This is a genomic window from Aquabacterium sp. (genome assembly GCF_016234775.1).
Classification (GTDB): Bacteria; Pseudomonadota; Gammaproteobacteria; order Burkholderiales; family Burkholderiaceae_C; genus Aquabacterium.
Map to the genome: position 1 here is coordinate 1 of NZ_JACRAH010000062.1, position 18367 is coordinate 18367.

The window sequence follows — 18367 nt, forward strand, 5'->3', positions numbered from 1 at the left end:
GCGACGGTGAAGCGGCAGAAGCGCTTGCGACGGAACAGCAGGGATTGCGTGTTGCGCTTGCCCTTGCGGTCTTTGGAGAACTTGCCGTTCTTGGAGCGGGGAGCAGCCATGATGACCTCTCAGTATCCGAATGGATGTGTTTAAACGATGTCGTTGAGTTCGGTGATGTGGAGCAGTACGCCACGTCCGTTTCGCGGAGCACCCAGGAAGCCGGCAATGCCCAAGGGCACGCCAACTGGCTGCAGGTTCAATTGCTGTGCAATCGGACCCATCGCCACGGCCCTGATTTCCACCTTCACCTTGCGGGGAAGCTGGGCCTCGGTCACTTCGGATTCGTGCTCAAGCACGATGTCGAGTGCGGGCAGGCCGGCGGGTGTGTATCTCAATGCCTTTCGCTCAATGATCTGGGCTGTCAACAGCACACGGTTCATGAACGTCTGGCTCGCAAAAAAACTACTTGCGGACGCGTTGTCTGTCGACGCCTTGCGGCATCAATCAGGCAGCGGCTTGCTCTTGCTGGGCCTTGCGGGCCTCTTCACGCTCAACTTGCTTCATCATCACGGAAGGAGTGGTCTCAGCCTTGTCCTTCAGCACGGTGAGGTGACGCAGCACGGCGTCGTTGAACTTGAAGCCGGTTTCGATTTCAGCCAAGGTTTCCTTGCTGATTTCGACGTTCAGGCACAGGTAGTGCGCCTTGGCCAGCTTGTTGATCTGGTATGCCAGCTGACGACGGCCCCAGTCTTCAAGACGGTGAATCTGGCCGCCAGCAGCGGTGATCACACCCCTGTAGCGCTCCAGCATGGCGGGAACTTGTTCGCTTTGATCCGGGTGGATCAGCACGACGATTTCATAGTGACGCATGGATACTCCTTGTGGATTCCAGTTGATGGAAGCCGCTACGAAGCGTCAAACCCGTAAACGGCAAGGGCTGCTCAAGAAATGAGCAACTGATGGAAAGCCTGCGATTGTAGCAAGGAAAACGCCACCCGCAGGTGGCGCTCAGTCGGGAAAAGCTGGATTTCTGATGGAAATCCAGCCAGTTTGTCCGAAAAACTTATTTCGCAGCCAGGCGCTGCCAGGTGTCGACAACCGTGTCCGGGTTCAGCGACATGGACACGATGCCTTCGTCAGCCAGCCATTCGGCGAAGTCAGGGTGGTCCGAAGGGCCCTGGCCGCAGATGCCGATGTACTTGCCGTGCGCGCGGCAGGCCGCGATGGCCCGCGAGATCATGGCCTTCACGGCCGGGTCGCGCTCGTCGAAATCCTGAGCCAGCAGTTCCAGGCCGGAGTCGCGGTCCAGTCCCAGGGTCAACTGGGTCAGGTCGTTGGAGCAGATGGACATGCCGTCGTAGAACTCCATGAACTGCTCGGCCAGGATGGCATTGGACGGCACTTCGCACATCATGATGACGCGCAGGCCATCGGTGCCGCCCTTGGAGGCGCGCACCAGGCCGTGGTCAGCCAGCATGCCGGTAACACGTTCCGCCTGCTTCAGGGTGCGCACGAAGGGCACCATGATCTCGACGTTGGTCAGCCCCATGTCGGAGCGCACGCGCTTGAGTGCCTCGCATTCCATGGCGAAGGCCTCGCCGAACTCGGCGCTGATGTAGCGCGATGCGCCGCGGAAGCCCAGCATGGGGTTTTCTTCCTCGGGCTCGTAGCGCGAACCACCGATCAGCTTCTTGTACTCGTTGGACTTGAAGTCCGACAGGCGCACGATGACGGGCTTGGGCCAGAAGGCGGCAGCAATCGTAGCGATGCCTTCAGCCAGCTTGTCCACATAGAAGGCGCGAGGCGAGGCGTGGCCGCGCGCGACCGACTCCACGGCCTTCTTCAGGTCGCTGTCGATGTTCGGATAGTCCAGGATGGCCTTGGGGTGGACGCCGATGTTGTTGTTGATGATGAACTCGAGACGAGCCAGGCCGACGCCGTTATTGGGCATCTGGCAGAAGTCGAAGGCGAGCTGCGGGTTGCCCACGTTCATCATGATCTTCAGGCCGATGTGGGGCATCTCGCCGCGGGTCACTTCGGTGACTTCGGTTTCAAGCAGGCCTTCGTAGATGTAGCCGGTGTCACCCTCGGAGCAGGCCACGGTCACCAGGGTGCCGTCGGTCAGGCGCTCGGTGGCATTGCCGCAACCCACGACGGCAGGGATGCCGAGTTCTCGGGCGATGATGGCGGCGTGGCAGGTGCGGCCACCGCGGTTCGTGACGATGGCCGAAGCACGCTTCATCACGGGTTCCCAGTTGGGGTCGGTCATGTCGGTGACCAGCACGTCGCCAGGCTTGACGGTGTCCATCTCGGAGATGTTGTGCACGATGCGCACGGGGCCGGTACCGATCTTCTGACCGATGGCGCGGCCTTCAGCCAGGATGGTGCCGGTGCTCTTGAGCTTGTAGCGCTGCTCCACCTTGCCCTGCATCTGGCTCTTGACCGTTTCAGGGCGAGCCTGAAGGATGTAGAGCTTGCCGTCGGTGCCGTCCTTGCCCCATTCGATGTCCATCGGGCGACCATAGTGCTGCTCGATGATCACGGCGTAGCGGGCCAGTTCGGTGACGTCTTCGTTGGTCAGGCTGTAGCGGTTGCGGGCCTCGACGGTGGTGTCGACCGTCTTGACCAGCTTGCCGGTGGCGGCCTTTTCTTCGGCGCTAGCGAACTCCATCTTCAGGAGCTTGGAGCCCAGATTGCGGCGGATCACGGCCTGCTTGCCTGCCTTCAGCGCTGGCTTGTGCACGTAGAACTCGTCAGGGTTGACGGCGCCTTGCACCACGGTTTCACCCAGGCCATAGCTGGAGGTGATGAAGACCACGTCCTGGAAGCCGGACTCGGTGTCGATCGTGAACATCACGCCGGCGGCGCCGAGGTCGGAGCGCACCATGCGCTGCACGCCAGCCGACAAGGCCACGACGTCATGGGCAAAGCCCTTGTGCACGCGGTAGGAAATGGCGCGGTCGTTGTACAGCGAGGCGAACACTTCCTTCATCTTGTGCAGGATGTCTTCGATGCCGACCACGTTCAGGAATGTTTCCTGTTGACCGGCAAACGAGGCGTCGGGCAGGTCTTCTGCCGTGGCGGACGAACGCACGGCAAAGGATGCCTGCAGGTTGTCGCCAGCCAGCGTCACGAAGGCACCACGGATGGCCTGTTCCAGGTCGGCAGGGAAGGGTTGCGCTTCAACCCAGCTGCGTATTTCGGCGCCGGCTTCGGCCAGTGCGCGCACGTCTTCGGTGTTCAGGGCTGCCAGGCGCTTGCTGATGCGGTCAGCCAGGCCGTCGTGCTTGAGGAACTCGCGGAAGGCGTGGGCCGTCGTGGCAAAGCCGGTGGGTACGAGTACGCCGTTCGGGCCGGTCGGCAGTTGCGAGATCATCTCGCCCAGGCTGGCATTCTTGCCGCCGACGGACTCGACGTCCTCCATGCGCAGTTGCTCGAAGGGCACGACCAGGGCGGTCGGCTCAAAGCGGTTGGTCATAAAAGCTCCAGGATGGTGAAAAAAATGCTGGTGGCATCCATGGCCCGGCGTCGGTCTGTTGGTGTTTTTGGGTGACCTTCATCGGGCGTCCGTGCGGCATCTGACAACACGTGTGGACACGAGATGGACTGATTGTAGGGTCAGGCCTATGATGATGGGTTCACCAAATTGAAATCCTGGGGCCCTCATGCGGGTGATTGGCGGGCGTTTGCGTGCATACCTCGCAGGTCTTGGGCAAAACTAGTCTGCTTATGTCTGATCGCAGTGTCTTTTTCGTGTCCGATGGCACGGGTATCACGGCCGAAACCATGGGGAACTCCATCCTCGCGCAGTTCGCCATCAAGCCTCGGCACGTTCGCCGCCCGTTCATCGACACCGTCGACAAGGCGCATCAGGTGGTGCGGGAAATCAACGCCGCCGGCTTGCGGGAGGGCAAGCGTCCGATCGTGTTCACGACCCTGGCCAATGACGACGTGCTGGACATCCTGCGCGGCTGCGAGGCACGTGTCTTTGATGTGATCAAAACCTTCGTGGAACCATTGGAAGATGAGTTCAACATGAGGTCCAACCACCGGGTGGGTCGATTCAGTGACGCCAGCGTGGACCGTGAATACAACGACCGTATCGAAGCCATCAACTTTGCGCTGGAGCACGATGATGGTCAGTCTTCCCGCAACCTGGAAACGGCCGATGTGGTGCTGGTGGGCGTGAGCCGTTGTGGCAAGACGCCAACCTCTTTGTACCTGGCCATGCAGCACGGCATCAAGGCGGCCAACGTGCCCTTGATTCCCGAAGATTTTGATCGGGGCTTTTTGCCTTCGATGCTCAAGCCCTACAAAAAGAAATGCTTTGGCTTGACGATCGAGCCCAATCGCCTCAGCCAGATCCGCAACGAGCGCCGTCCGGGCAGCAAGTACGCCAGTCTGGAGAATTGCCGACTGGAAGTGGCGCAGGCCGAGTCCATGATGCGCCGCGAGGGCATTGCCTGGCTGTCATCCACGCACAAGTCGATCGAAGAGATCGCAACGACGATCCTGCGAGATATTCGCCCAGACCGCCTGATTTATTGAGTCGAGGCTGACTGGTGGCGGCTGGCCATGCCAATGAATTCACCCAGTCGCACTGACAGCGTGTCTGCGGTGGTCAGCGCAGCGTCACTTTGCTGGCGCGCCAGCTCCTGGGTCTGAACAGCCAGCCGGACCAGTTCGGGCGTGTGCAGATTGAGTGCCGTGCCTTTGACGTTGTGGGCCACTTTGGCCAGGGCGTCCATATTGCACTCGCGTCGCGCTTGCTCCAGTTCTTGCTGGATGCCTGTTAATGTGGGGGTCAGCATGCCAATCAGCTTGTCCAGCAACTGGGGCTGGGACTGAAAGTACTGCTGCATCGCTTGCCAGTCAGTGATGTCCTGCTGCATGGAGGGCTCGGGCATGTTGCCGCCGGTGGGAGGCTCGTCGTCTGATGGGGTTGGATCACCTGGGCGCCGACGGGCAAAGCGCCTGATTTCATCGACCAGTGTATCGAGCATATAGGGCTTGGTGACGTAGCCAACCATGCCGGCGCGTCGGGCTTGTTGTTTGGCGGTGTCAAAGGCGTGGGCCGTCAGGCCAATCACCGGCAGGGACGGGGCAATGTGCCCTAATGCCTGCGCGGTTTGATAGCCGTCCATGATGGGCATCTGGATGTCGCACAGCACCAGGTCGAAGCTGGCCGGGCCTTGCACGCGGACCTGTTCCAGTGCGTGTGCGCCATCAAAGGCAAAGCTCATGACGGCACCTTCCTGCTCCATCATCTGCTGCAGCACCAGGCGGTTGACCGGGTTGTCTTCGGCCGCCAGGATGCGGATGCCTTCCAGGCGACGGGCGCTGTTTGGCGGCAGGTGCCCCAGTCGTGTCCTGACGATGTTGATGAGGCGCAGGGGAGTGAGTGGTCCCGCCACCACGGGCAGATCGTCAGGTATCGACTCGGGAAAGGCCAGAGCGGTGCTGGTTGGCGAGCTCACCAGGATCGTATGGCCCTTGTCTCGATGTTGTGCGATGACCTCAGGCGCACATTGAGGCAACAAGTCTGCGTCGATGATCAACATGGCCGCGGTTGCGTCATCGGCGCCTGGCAGGCTGTCGCACAGCTTGACGTGCGCGCCACGAGCCTCCAGAGCCAGGCACAGCGCATTGCGCTGAACACCAGGCGCGGACAGCATGGCCACCTGTCGAATGCTGGGGCTGTGACCGGATTCGGGATGCAGCAAGGGCAGCTTGATGGTGAAGGCGGTGCCCTGATCCGGCGTGCTTCGTACCTCGATGCTGCCGCGCATCATGTCGGTCAAGCGCTTGGTGATGGCCAGTCCCAGGCCGGTTCCACCTGTTTGCAGAGGGTGATGGCCGTGCACTTGGACGAAGGGCTTGAACAGTTGCGCCAGCTTGTCGGTCGACATGCCCATACCCGTGTCCTTGACCTCTATGACCAAGTCCGGCGCTACGTAATCCAGGCTGAGGGTGATCTGACCTTGTTCCGTGAACTTGATGGCGTTGGACAGCAGGTTGAGTAGGATCTGCGACAGCCTGGTCGCATCGCCTTGAAAGTATTGGGGCACGCTGGCAGATTCATTCACCACAAGGGGCAGCCCCTTGGCCTGCGCGAGGATGGCCTTCAGCGTTAGCACGTGTTCCAGAACTTGCCCGAAGTTGATGCGCTCGTAATGCAGGCTGAGTTTGCCTGACTCGATCTTGGAGAAGTCCAGCACGTCGTTAACCAAGGTCAGCAGGTGCTGTGCCGAGTCCAGAATTTGCCCAAATGTTCTGCCAACCGGTGTATTGGCGGCCTGGCGCGCGCCCAGTTGGGCCAGGCCGAACATGGCGTTCAGTGGGGTGCGGACTTCGTGGCTGATATTGGCCAGGAATTCACTCTTGGCCAGGTTGGCAGCTTCGGCTGCCAGTTCCGCTTGCTTGATCTGGCTGATGTCAAAGACAATGACCAGGAAGCCTTGAACGACGCCATTGACGATGTCGGGCAGGTAATGTGCTTCGCTGTGTCGCGCCTCGTCGGGGCGGCCTGGAACGGGAATTTGGCGTTCGAATCGCTGGCGTTCACCGCGGAGCACGGCCTGAATGTGAGGGCGGTTGAGTTCGTAAAGATTGGGCCCGAGCAGTTCTTTGATGTGCTTATTGCGCAGGTCTTCAGGCTTCAGGCCGAACCATTCGCCATATGCCTGATTGGCAAAACGGTTGTAAAGGTCCTTGCTCCAATAGCCAATCAGGCCCGGTACCCCGTCGAGAATGTTCTGGAGAAGGCGCTCGTGTTCGGACAGTGCTGCTGTGCGCTCCTTGACGCGCTCCTCCAGTGTTTCCGTGAGCTTGAGCACCGCTTGCTCCGCCTTCTTGCGTGCGGTGATGTCCATGACGATGCCCGTGTAGGTGGCCCGTCCATTGTCCTGCGGCTTGCCGGGCTGCCCCCGAGACAGGATCCAGCGCACGGCGCCGAGTGCTGGGTTGGTGCGCCACTCGATCTCGAACGGCACGCGGCACTGGCTTGCTGCGCCGATGGTCTGGCGGGCATAGGTTCGATCCTCTGGGTGGATGCTGTAGAGCCAGGCGTCGTAGCTGGCAGGCGTGTCCCGACTCAGTCCGTAGAGCGGCCAGATTTCGCTTGACCAGGTGTTCTGGCCCGTGTCGATGTGCCATTCCCATATGCCGGCCTGGGCTGCAGCCAAGGCCATCTTCAACCCTTCTTCTGTGGGAGTGAAGCGCGTGGACTCAAGCTGAGGTTCCGTCAGTGCCGGCATAGGCCTCCCATTGCATTTTGCTGAAGGCTCGCCGTTCTATGCGGCGAGTCTGAAACAGAGGGCTCTGTATTGCATTGGGACTGACGAGGGTCGGGGAGCCCGCGCCGACCTCAGGCGCACATTAGCGCCGATTTAGCGGCTTGGCAACGATCGGGCCTAGAGGCGCAGGGTGGTGTTGGCGCTGTGAAACAAACGGCCCGCCGGGTGCGATGCACTTCGGCGGGCCGCGGAGGCGGGGATTCAGCGAGGGTCAGGCCTGGTAGTCGCTCACCGGCACGCAGGAGCAGAACAGGTTGCGATCCCCGTAGACGTTGTCCACACGGCCTACGGGCGACCAGTACTTTTGCTTGAGCAAGCTGGGCACTGGGTAGGCGGCCAGTTCACGGCTGTAGGCGTGAGTCCAGTCGGCTTTGAGCAGGCTGGCGGCCGTGTGGGGCGCGTTCTTCAGCGGGTTGTCGTCTTGCGGCAGCTTGCCTTGCTCCACCAGGCGAATTTCCTCGCGGATGGCGATCATGGCGTCGCAGAACCGGTCCAGTTCGGCCTTGGATTCGCTCTCGGTGGGCTCCACCATCAGCGTGCCCGCCACCGGGAAGCTCAAGGTCGGTGCATGGAAGCCGTAGTCGATGAGGCGCTTGGCCACGTCTTCGGCGCCCACGCCACTGGCGTCCTTGAGCGGGCGGATGTCCAGGATGCACTCGTGGGCCACGCCGCCACCCTTGATGGTCTGGCTGCCACCGCTGAAGTGGATGTCGTAGTGATCAGCCAGGCGGGCCGCCACGTAGTTGGCGTTGAGGATGGCCACTTCGGTGGCGGCCTTCAGGCCATCGGCACCCATCATGCGGATGTACATCCAGCTGATGGGCAGCACGGCGGCGTTGCCCAGCGGTGCGGCGGACACGGCGCCCACTTGCACCTCGGTACCGATGCCGGCAGAGCGGTGAGCCGGCAGGAAGGGCGCCAGGTCTTCGACCACGCAGACGGGGCCGACACCTGGGCCGCCACCGCCGTGCGGGATGCAGAAGGTCTTGTGCAGGTTGAGGTGGCTCACATCGCCACCGAACTGGCCAGGTGCAGCCAGGCCGACCAGGGCATTCATGTTGGCGCCGTCCACGTAGACGCGGCCGCCATGCTGGTGAACCAGCTTGCACAGCTCGGTCACGCGGGTTTCGAACACGCCGTAGGTGGAGGGGTAGGTGATCATCACGGCGGCCAGGTTGGCACTGTGTTGTTCGCACTTGGCCTTCAGGTCGTCGAGATCGACGTTGCCTTCGCTGTCGCACTTGGTGACCACCACCTTCATGCCGACCATGTGGGCGCTGGCAGGGTTGGTGCCGTGTGCCGATTCCGGGATCAGGCAGATGTCGCGGTGGCCCTGGCCCTGGGCTTCGTGATAGGCCTTGATGATCAGCAAGCCGGCGTACTCGCCTTGCGAACCGGCATTGGGTTGCAGGCTGATGCCGGCGTAGCCTGTGGCCTGGCTCAGCCAGGCGCACAGTTGCTCGTTGAGCAGCTCATAGCCCTTGAGTTGGTCTTGTGGCGCAAACGGGTGGATGTGCGCAAACTCGGGCCAGGTGATGGGGATCATCTCGCTGGTGGCGTTGAGCTTCATGGTGCACGAGCCCAGCGGGATCATGGTGCGGTCCAGGGCCAGGTCCTTGTCGGCCAGGGCGCGCAGGTAGCGCAGCATGTCCGTTTCGCTGTGGTGGGTGTTGAACACCGGGTGCGTCAGGAAGGCGCTGGTGCGGCGCAGCGTGGCAGGCAGGCCCAGGGCCACGCCGTTCTCGAATGCGGCGAACGAGGGCAGGGCCTTGCCACCGGAGAACACCGTCCAAAGGTCGATGATGTCGTTGCGGGTGGTGGTCTCGTCCAGCGAGATGCTGATGCTGTCGTTGCTGGCGTCACGCAGGTTGATGCCGAGCTTGCGGGCGGCTTCGAGCACGGCCTCGCGGTCTTCGGCCAGCACTTGCACCGTGTCGAACCAGGTGTCGTGCACCAGCTTGCGGCCCAGCGACTTCAGGCCTTCGGCCAGGATCGAGGTGTAGGCGGCCACGCGCAGGGCAATGCGCTTGAGGCCTTCGGGGCCGTGGTAGACCGCGTACATGCTGGCCACCACCGCGGGCAGCACCTGGGCCGTGCAGATGTTGGAGGTGGCCTTCTCGCGGCGGATATGCTGCTCGCGGGTTTGCAGGGCCAGGCGGTAGGCGGGGTTGCCATGGCTGTCCACGCTCACGCCCACCAGGCGGCCGGGCATGGAACGCTTGAACTCGTCCTTGGTGGACATGTAGGCCGCGTGCGGGCCACCATTGCCCATGGGCATGCCGAAACGCTGGGTGGTGCCGCAGGCGATGTCGGCGCCCAGTTCGCCCGGAGGTGTCAGCAAGGTCAGGGCCAGCAGGTCGGCGGCCACGATGGCCAAGGCGCCCTTGGCGTGCAGGGCATCGATCAGGGGCTTGAGCTCACGGACCTGACCGTTGACGCCAGGGTATTGCAGCAAGGCCGCAAAGCAGTCGTTGCCTTGCAGGTGTTCAACCAGTTGCGCGGCATGAACCAGGTCCACGGTGATGCCCAGGGGCTTGGCGCGCGTCTGGATCACTTCCAGGGTCTGCGGCATCACGTCGTGGCAAACCACGAATCGGGTGGACTTAGCTTTGCCGCCACGTGCGGCCAGCGTCATCGCTTCAGCAGCAGCCGTGGCTTCGTCCAGCATGGAGGCGTTGGCAATCGCCATGCCGGTCAGGTCGGTGATCATGGTCTGGAAGTTCACCAGCGCTTCCATGCGACCTTGCGAGATCTCGGCCTGGTAAGGCGTGTAGGCCGTGTACCAGGCAGGATTTTCCAGAATGTTGCGCAGAATGACGCCAGGCGTCAGCGTGCCGTAGTAGCCCTGGCCGATGAAGTTGCGCATCAGCTTGTTTTGCTGGGCGATGGCCTTCAGCTCGGCCAATGCCTGCGCTTCGGTCAGGGGCGCGGGCAACTCCAGGGGGTTGCCGCGCTTGATGGTGCCGGGCACGATGCCGTCGATCAAGGCCTGGCGCGAGGCCACGCCAATGGCGCTGAGCATGAGTTGCTGCTCGTCGTCCCAGGGGCCGAGGTGGCGGGCCTGGAATTCGGTCGCGTTTTCAAGTTCAGCGAGGGTGGGCAGGTGGGTGTTCAGCATGGCGTTCGGCGGCATCGTTCAGGCGGGGCGCGGGATCAGGCGTTCTTCAGCAGGTCGTCGTAAGCGGTTTTGTCCAGCAGGGCGTCCAGCTCGGCCGGGTTGCTCAGCTTGACCTTGAAGAACCAGCCGGCGCCGGTGGGGTCGGTGTTGGCCAGGGCAGGGTCGTCGCGCAGGGCTTCGTTGACTTCGGTGATCTCACCGGTCACGGGCATGTAGACGTCAGCAGCGGCCTTCACGGACTCGACCACGCCGGCCACATCCTTGGGGTTGAAGGTGGCGCCCACGGTGGGCAGGTCCACGAACACCACGTCGCCCAGGGCGTCTTGGGCGTGGTGGGTGATGCCGACGATGGCGGTGCCGTCAGCTTCGATTTGCAGCCATTCGTGGTCGGGCGTGTACTTGATGGTCATGATGGACGTCCTATGTATGAATTGATTGGGGGGTGTGCCGAACGGCCGAGAGTATCCCTCAAGAGACCCTCAGGCCGTTGCGGCCATGTCAGCGGTTTCAGCCGCGGTAGTAGCGGTTGGGCACGAAGGGCAGGTTGGTCACGGTCATGGCGACACGCTTGTCGCGCACGATGGCGAAAACCGGGGTGCCAATCGCGGCTTGAGCGGTGGCCACGTAGGCCAGGGCAACTGGCTGGCCCAGGCTGGGGCTGGGCGAGCCGCTGGTGACGATGCCGATGTCGGCGCCGTTGGCATCCACCACCTTGGCGCCTTCACGCACGGGCATGCGTTCGGTGCTGATCAGGCCGACGCGCTTGCGGGCCGCGCCGTTGGCGAGTTGGCCGTCGATCACGCCGGCGCCAGGGTAGCCGCCGGCACGGGCACCACCAGCGCGGCGCACCTTCTGGATCGCCCAGGTGATGCTGCCTTCAACGGGCGTGGTCGTGGTGTCGATGTCATGGCCGTACAGGCACAGGCCGGCTTCCAGGCGCAGGGTGTCGCGGGCGCCCAGGCCAATGGGCTTGACTTCCGGCTGGGCCAGCAGGGCGCGGGCCAGTTGCTCGGCCTTGGCGGCAGGCACCGAGATCTCGAAGCCGTCTTCACCGGTGTAGCCCGAGCGGGTCAGGAAGCAGTCAATGCCGTCGAGCACGAAGTGGCCGCCGGTCATGAAGGTGAGCATTTGCACGTCGGCGTTCAGACGAGCCAGGGCGGTCACGGCTTGTGGGCCTTGCAGCGCCAGCAGGGCCTGGTCGGGCAGGGGCTGCACGGTGCAGCGGCTGCCGATGTGCTGCTGCATGTGGGCGATGTCCTGCGTCTTGCAGGCGGCGTTGACGACGACGAACAGGTCGTTTTCGCGGCGGGTGACCATCAGGTCATCCAGGATGCCGCCTTGTTCGTTTGTGAACAGGGCATAGCGCTGCTTGAACCTGGGCAGGTCGACGATGTCCACGGGCACCAGGGATTCCAGTGCGGCGTCGGCGCCTTCGCCCTTGAGCAGGACCTGGCCCATGTGTGACACATCAAACAGGCCGGCAGCGGCGCGGGTGTGCTTGTGCTCGGTGAGGATGCCGGTGGCGTACTGCACGGGCATGTCATAGCCGCCAAACGGGACCATCTTGGCGCCGAGTTCAACGTGCAGGGCGTGCAGGGGTGTCTTGAGCAAATCTGCGGACATGGCGAAAGCTGGCTGCTAGGCCAGTGGAGGGCATTCAATGTGAATCCGCCCCGGCACCTCAACTTGCGTTGAAACCGGTTTGGTGCTGCCCTCTCTGTCCGCTTTACCTGAGAGATTGACCCCTCGCAACGACTTCAGCCGTCGCGTTATGGGCTTGCCCCTTCGGTGGCCGGGCTCACCTTGCAGAATGCAAGGTCACCAGACTCTCTCCAGCGAGGATCATGGCGGCGCGCCTCAATGACGCCGCCGCCATGTTTGCCAGTCCTTTTGCCTGAGCGTTCGGGCGGTCAACTCTCGCTGATGGGCCCTGCGCCTTCGGCGGCCGCAGCACTTGGGCAGACGGCTCTCTCCTGACAAGTCGCGAGTGTATCAGCGTGTACGCCGCTCGCGCGTGAAAAAAGCCGCGCTGCAGGGGGCTGCGGGCACGGCTTTGAGGGGGTAAGTGGTCTTTTGATGCGCTGTTTTGCTTACTTCATCAGCAGGTTGGGCAGCCACAGTGACAGCGGCGGCCAGTAGGTCACCAGAACCAGGAAGCCCAGCATGGTCAGCAGCCAGGGCCACACAGCTACCGTCAACTCCGTGATGCCCATCTTGGTGATGCCCGAGGCCACATACAGGTTCAGCCCGACCGGTGGGTGGCACATGCCGACCTCCATGTTCACCACGATCAGGATGCCGAAGTGGATGGGGTCGATGCCCAGCTTCACGGCCACGGGGAACAGGATGGGCGCCATGATCAGCACGATCGACGAGGGCTCCATGAAGTTGCCCGCCACCAGCAGCAGGATGTTGCACACCAGCAGAAAGGCGATCGGGCCCAGGCCCATCCCCACCAGCCAGTCGGCCAGTTGCTGCGGGATGTTCTCGTTGGCCAGCACGAAGCTGAACAGCACCGCGTTGGTGATGATGTAGAGCAGCATCGCGCTCATGTTGGCCGAGTTCAACAGCACGCGGGGCACGTCCTTCAGGCCCATGTCCTTGTAGACGAACACGGCGATGATGAAGGCGTACACCGCAGCCATGGCGGCCGCTTCGGTCGGGGTGAACAGGCCGGTGTAGATCCCGCCCATCACGACCACGATCAGCAACAGACCCCAGAACGAGTCCTTGAGTGCCTTCACGCGTTGCGCAAAAGTGGCCTTGGGTTGACGCGGGTAGCCGAACTTGCGGGCACGCCACCAAGTGGTGAGGCCCAGCAAAAAGGCCAGAACGATGCCGGGAACCACACCTGCCAGGAAAAGGGCGCCGACGGAGGTGTTGGTGGACACCGAATACATCACCATCACGATGGATGGTGGGATCAGGATGCCCAATGCCCCGGAGGTGGTGATCACACCTGCGCCGAATTTTTTGGGGAAGCCCGCCTTGGCCATGGCCGGCAGCAGGATGGAGCCGATGGCCACTACCGTGGCAGGCGAGGAGCCCGACACCGCTGCAAACAGCGCGCACGCCAGCACGCCGGCCAGTGCCAGCCCGCCATGCCAATGCCCCACCATGCTGGTGGCGAAATTGATCATGCGTTTGGCCACGCCCCCGTGGGTCAGGAAGTTGCCGGCCAGGATGAAGAAGGGGATCGCCATGATCTCGAACTTCTCGATGCCGGTGAACAGTTTGAGCGCCACGGATTCCAGGGGGACTTCAGTGAAGCCAAAAATGAAGGTGAGAACCGTGAGGCCCAGCGAGATGGACACGGGCATGCCCGTGAGCATCAGTGCCAGCAGCACGGAAAAGATGATGATGCCGTTCATGTGCTGCTCCTTCAGGCCTTGGCCACTTCTTCGTCCAGACCGTCCACGTGACCGTGGTCATGGTGTGGTAGCTCGCCCGTCTTGGCGAAGTGCCAGGCCACCTGCAGGAAGCGGAAGCACATCAGCGACGAGCCCAGTGGGATGGCGGAGTAGATGATCCAGGTCTGCCATTCCAGGTCAGGCGTGGTCGGGCCTTCAATGAGATCGGCCATGTCCATGTGCAGGGCGTTGAACAGGGCGTAGTGCAGGCCGTTTTCCCACACGAAGCTGGCGCCCATGGCTGCGACAGTGCCCGTGAACAGGGCACCCGACAGCAGGCCAAACAGCACAAAGACCTTGCGTTTCGGGCTGGACAACTGGTTGATGAGCACATCCACTCCGACGTGAATGCCGGTGCGCACGCCGTAGGCGGCGCCGAACTTGGCCATCCAGACAAACAGGTAGATGGTGGCTTCCTGGGCCCAGGCGAAGTTCAGCGACAGCAGCCAGTCTTGAATAGGGCTTTGCACGCCCACCAGATAGCGGTGCAACACCGAGGTAAAGATGATCAAGGTGGCGGCGCCCATGAAGGACGCGATCAGCCACTCTTCCAGATGGTCAAGCCATTTCATGAAGGGCTCTCCTGCTCAAAAAAAAGCCCACGACCTGGCGTGGGCTGAGGTGTCGTCAACCCACCAGATCACATCTTGCTGGGATCGAAGTTGGTTTCCTTGTAGATGGCCTGAATGATGTCGTCGCCAATGCGGGAAGCCATTTGCTTGTGGACGGGCATCAAGGCCTTCTTGAGCAGGAAGCGCTCACCGATGGTGGGCTTGTAGATCACGGTCTTGCCTGAAGCTTGAACCTTGGCCAGGGCATCCTGGTTGTCCTGGAAGGCGACATCGTTGGCCACCTGGGTCGACTCCGTCATGGCCTTGCTCAGTGCCAGACGAATATCAGACGGTAAGCCCTCCCAGAACTTCTTGTTGACCACAACGGCATAGCCCAGATAGCCGTGGTTGGTGACGCTCAAGTGTTTCTGAACCTCATGCATCTTCTGGGTGTACAGGTTGGATGGCGGGTTCTCGGTGCCATCCACCACGCCGGTTTGCAAGGCCTGATAGGTCTCAGAGAACGCCAGTACCTGGGGCAGGGCGCCCAATGCACGCATTTCGGCATCCAGCACCTTGGAGGACTGAATGCGCATCTTCAGGCCCCGGAAGTCCTCCAGGTTCTTGAGCGGTTTGTTGGCGGACATGACCTTGAAGCCGTTGTCCCAGTAGGCCAGGCCATGAATGCCTCGCGAATCCAGCTTCTTGAGCAGCCCTTGGCCGATGGGGCCGTTGGTGACGCGGTGGAGCGAGGGGTAATCGTCAAAGATGAAGGGCAGGTCAAAGACCTCGAATTCCTTCACACCCAACGGCGCGAACTTGGACAGGGACGGGGCCAGCATCTGGACGGAGCCCAGTTGCAGCGCTTCCAGCTCTTCCTTATCCTTGTAGAGCTGGCTGTTGGGGTAGACCTCGACCTTGACTCGGCCCTTGGACAGCTCCGCCGCACGTTTGGCAAAGAATTCGGCGGCCTTGCCTTTGGGCGTATCCACAGCCACAACATGGCTGAACTTGATGACGATGGGAGATTGCGCGAAGGCGGCAGGCGAGAGCGCGACCGATGCTGCGATCGACGCGGCCACCGTCAGCATGTTGCGGCGCAGCAAATTCTTGGACTTCCGGTTGAACATGATGGCGTCTCCGTTTGGTTTTGGATAGGCTCATTGTTCAACCTGTCGGGGGCGCCGCAAATTGTGGAGTTCCACATTCCTGCACCACATGCCAGCACCCGATCCGATCCAGGTCCTAGACTGACACCATGACAGAACAGTCCACCCGGCCAGAAGCCCCCAGCGTGCGTGTTCCGGAGCGCCCGGCGCTGGCCGTTCCGCCCAGGCCACGCCTGCAGTTGTGGGGTTCTCGCATCGCGTTGATGCCATCGCTGTGGGCCTGGCCTCTGGTCCTGTCGATGTTGTTGGTTGCTGGCGTGATGGTCTGGTTGCACGCCAAGGAGGTCACCGATCTGGAGTCTCAGCGCGCCGACATGATTTCCGACGCCTTGTCGCTGGAAGCCCAGATCTCCAATCGTCTGGACGATGAAACCAGCAAACTGCGTGTGCTGGCAGAAGACATCCAGTCGCATGCCTTGACGTCGGATGGCTTCTCCAGGCACGCCTTGGTGCTGGACGGCCTTCGCCGTTTCTGGGTCAGTGTGACCTGGTTGGGCGACGATGGTCAGATCATGGGACATGTGCCGGACGATTCACTGCCGGCACGGGACGCCTTGCGCAATATCGGCGATGAAATGGGCATGGCAGGGCACCTGTCCGTGGCGCTGCCGGGGCATGACGATCACCCCGGCGGGATGCTGGTGGCACGGTACTCTGCAGGCGCATTGCTGCGGCAGAAGGTGCCCTGGTGGCTTGCAGCCAAGTACGACATTCGCCTGGTCGATGAGTCTGATGAGGTGATTGCGTCCACGGTCGATGGCCCGCGTCGTGCCGCACAGGCGTGGTACCGGGTTTCCATGGCGCCAACCATGCCGAATGCGTGGCTGGAGCTGACCTCGCGAGAGCGCATCACCCCGTGGTGGCGCACGATGCCGATGGCCTTGATGGGGGGCTTTGTGCTGTTGCTGGGAGCGGCCAGCTTCATGCTCAGGCGGCAGATGCAAAGTGTGTCACGCGCGGAAGAGGCCTGGCGCACGGAGGCAGCCTGGCGATCGGCCATGGAGGACTCGCTGGCGGTGGGCATCCGAGCCCGGGATCTTCAAGGACGCCTGGTCTACGTCAACAAGACCATGGCTGACATGGTGGGCTACCAGCCAGACGAGTTGATCGGCCTGATGCCGCCCATGCCCTACTGGGTGCCTCAGGAGTTGGAGCAAAGCATGAACCGCCATTTGCGTAACATGGCAGGCAAGGCACCCCGTGATGGCTATGAGTCGCACTGGCAGCACCGGGATGGTCGGCTGGTGGAGGTCATGGTGTTCGAGGCCCCCTTGGTGGATGCCAAGGGCCGGCAGATCGGCTGGATGGCGTCGGTGCTCAACATCACGGAACGCAAGCGCATGGAAGAGCGCGAGCGCAAACAGCTTGAGACCATGGCCCACCATGCGCGGCTGACCATGCTGGGTGAAGTGGCCTCGACGTTGGCACATGAACTCAACCAACCCCTGACAGCGATCGCCAGTTACAACGCCGGTCTGATCAATGCGCTCGGTGCACATGAAGACATGGACCCGCTGGTGATGAAGGCCCTCAAGACCATGGGTGAGCAGGCGACGCATGCTGGCCGCATTGTCATGCGCATACGTGAGTTCCTGACTCGGCGCGAACCTCAGCGGGAGCCCTGCCGCATCATGGATGTGATCCAGTCTGGCGTGGACTTGCTCAAGAGAGACTTGTCGCGCCACCAGGTGAGGCTCGACATCCATGGCGACGGCGCCTTGCCGCAGGTCATGGCCGATCCTGTGCTGATCGAGCAGGTGGTGGTCAACCTGGTTCGCAACGCGTCGGATGCCTTGTCGACACAAACGGGGCATCGGCGCATTTTGGTCACCGCGACACAGGCAGGTGACTTTGTGCGCGTGAGCGTCACCGACAACGGCCGGGGCCTCAACGGGCAGGGCAGCGAGCGCCTGTTTGCGCCTTTTTTCTCTACCAAGGTGGAGGGCATGGGCATGGGTTTGGCCATTTGCCGTTCGATCATCGAATTGCACTACGGTGCCCTGGACGCCTGCGATGCGCCTGAGGGGGGCGCCGTCTTTTCTTTCAGTTTGCCGGTTCACCATGATGTGCCGGAGGGGCATGGAGAAGGAGATCAGCCGTGACGATCAAATCGACCCCATCGCACAAAGGCGTGGTCTATCTGGTGGATGACGAGGCCGTGGTGCGTGACGCACTGGTGTTCCTCCTGGGCTCCAGAGGGCTGGTGGTGCACGCGTTTGACTGCGGGCAGGCCTTGTTGGACTTCCTGGCACGCTGCGGGATGCCCGTACAAGGCGTGTTTGTGCTGGATGTGCGCATGGAGCCCATGTCAGGCCTGATGCTGCATGAGTCCTTGCTGTCCATGGGGGTGCACAACCCCGTCTTGTTCCTCAGCGGCCATGGCGACATTCCCATGGTGGTAGAGGCGCTGAAGAAAGGCGCATTCGACTTTCTGGAGAAGCCCTATAGCGACAACACCTTGGTGGACCGCATCGAGCAGGCCCTGGCTGTGGAGTCTGCATCCAGAGCACAGAACGCGCAATCTCAGGAGCGTCAGGCTCGGCTTGCCAGCCTCAGCGAGCGCGAGGTGGAGGTCATGAACCGAGTGGCCGCCGGCAAGCTCAACAAGGTGATTGCCGACGAATTGCACATTGCAGTTCGCACGGTAGAGGTGCACCGGGCACGTGTTTTTGCCAAGATCGGCGTTCGATCGGCGGCCGAATTGGCCGGCTGGCTGGCTTCCGGGTGAATCGGCGACGGGCATGGGGCGGCTCGCGACAGCGTTATGCGTGTGAGCAGGTGAAACCCTTTGCAGCTGGGCGTGGCGCGTTTGGTAGATTGGCGCCAATGATTT

Annotated in this window: 13 protein-coding genes, 1 pseudogene and 2 riboswitches; of the genes and pseudogenes, 3 read left to right on the forward strand and 11 right to left on the reverse strand. The window is 62.1% G+C overall.

The window, feature by feature from the left end:
* From HY836_RS17605 to ppsA, 4 genes and pseudogenes are all read right to left on the reverse strand, one after another.
* Nucleotides 1-110: pseudogene (locus HY836_RS17605) on the reverse strand (30S ribosomal protein S18); the annotation flags it as partial.
* 30 nt (nt 111-140) lie between these two features.
* On the reverse strand, nt 141-431 hold the full coding sequence (gene priB, locus HY836_RS17610; RefSeq protein ID WP_290678832.1) for a primosomal replication protein N: 291 nt from the start codon (nt 429-431) through the stop codon (nt 141-143).
* A gap of 64 nt (nt 432-495) precedes the next feature.
* Complete coding sequence (gene rpsF, locus HY836_RS17615) at nt 496-861, reverse strand: 30S ribosomal protein S6 (RefSeq protein ID WP_290678835.1); 366 nt, start codon at nt 859-861, stop codon at nt 496-498.
* Nucleotides 862-1054: 193 nt separating this feature from the next.
* The gene (ppsA, locus tag HY836_RS17620; RefSeq protein WP_290678838.1) at nt 1055-3469 is read right to left on the reverse strand and encodes a phosphoenolpyruvate synthase; all 2415 of its coding nucleotides are present in this window, start codon (nt 3467-3469) and stop codon (nt 1055-1057) included.
* 251 nt (nt 3470-3720) lie between these two features.
* Between ppsA and HY836_RS17625 the strand changes: the two genes are divergently transcribed.
* Entirely contained in the window at nt 3721-4539 is an 819-nt protein-coding gene (locus HY836_RS17625; protein ID WP_290678841.1) for a pyruvate, water dikinase regulatory protein, read from the forward strand.
* Here the strand turns inward: HY836_RS17625 and HY836_RS17630 are convergent.
* The 7 genes from HY836_RS17630 to HY836_RS17660 all read right to left on the reverse strand — a co-directional run bounded on the left by HY836_RS17630 (nt 4533) and on the right by HY836_RS17660 (nt 15456).
* Entirely contained in the window at nt 4533-7181 is a 2649-nt protein-coding gene (locus HY836_RS17630) for an ATP-binding protein (protein WP_290678845.1), read from the reverse strand. The two genes, HY836_RS17625 and HY836_RS17630, sit on opposite strands and share 7 nt — an antisense overlap.
* A 316-nt stretch (nt 7182-7497) precedes the next feature.
* Nucleotides 7498-10404, reverse strand: coding sequence for an aminomethyl-transferring glycine dehydrogenase (gcvP, locus tag HY836_RS17635; protein ID WP_290678848.1), 2907 nt, complete (start codon nt 10402-10404; stop codon nt 7498-7500).
* A 35-nt stretch (nt 10405-10439) separates the two neighbouring features.
* Complete coding sequence (gene gcvH, locus HY836_RS17640) at nt 10440-10814, reverse strand: glycine cleavage system protein GcvH (RefSeq protein WP_290678851.1); 375 nt, start codon at nt 10812-10814, stop codon at nt 10440-10442.
* Nucleotides 10815-10911: 97 nt separating this feature from the next.
* Nucleotides 10912-12027 (reverse strand): glycine cleavage system aminomethyltransferase GcvT, encoded by a 1116-nt coding sequence (gcvT, locus tag HY836_RS17645; protein ID WP_290678855.1) that lies wholly within the window; start codon nt 12025-12027, stop codon nt 10912-10914.
* Between the two features lie 84 nt (nt 12028-12111).
* Nucleotides 12112-12250: riboswitch (glycine riboswitch) on the reverse strand.
* A gap of 26 nt (nt 12251-12276) precedes the next feature.
* Nucleotides 12277-12390: riboswitch (glycine riboswitch) on the reverse strand.
* A 104-nt stretch (nt 12391-12494) separates the two neighbouring features.
* Nucleotides 12495-13775: a TRAP transporter large permease gene (locus HY836_RS17650; protein WP_290678858.1), complete on the reverse strand. Its 1281-nt coding sequence runs from the start codon at nt 13773-13775 to the stop codon at nt 12495-12497.
* An 11-nt stretch (nt 13776-13786) separates the two neighbouring features.
* The gene (locus HY836_RS17655; RefSeq protein WP_290678861.1) at nt 13787-14386 is read right to left on the reverse strand and encodes a TRAP transporter small permease; all 600 of its coding nucleotides are present in this window, start codon (nt 14384-14386) and stop codon (nt 13787-13789) included.
* Nucleotides 14387-14454: 68 nt separating this feature from the next.
* Entirely contained in the window at nt 14455-15456 is a 1002-nt protein-coding gene (locus HY836_RS17660; RefSeq protein WP_290679040.1) for a TRAP transporter substrate-binding protein, read from the reverse strand.
* Nucleotides 15457-15623: 167 nt separating this feature from the next.
* Between HY836_RS17660 and HY836_RS17665 the strand changes: the two genes are divergently transcribed.
* Together HY836_RS17665 and HY836_RS17670 are read left to right on the forward strand one after the other, a co-directional pair.
* Nucleotides 15624-17636, forward strand: a complete 2013-nt coding sequence (locus HY836_RS17665) for a sensor histidine kinase (protein ID WP_290678864.1) — start codon at nt 15624-15626, stop codon at nt 17634-17636.
* The gene (locus HY836_RS17670) at nt 17633-18262 is read left to right on the forward strand and encodes a response regulator (protein ID WP_290678867.1); all 630 of its coding nucleotides are present in this window, start codon (nt 17633-17635) and stop codon (nt 18260-18262) included. The genes HY836_RS17665 and HY836_RS17670 overlap by 4 nt, the downstream gene beginning before the upstream one ends.
* Nucleotides 18263-18367 lie beyond the last annotated feature (105 nt).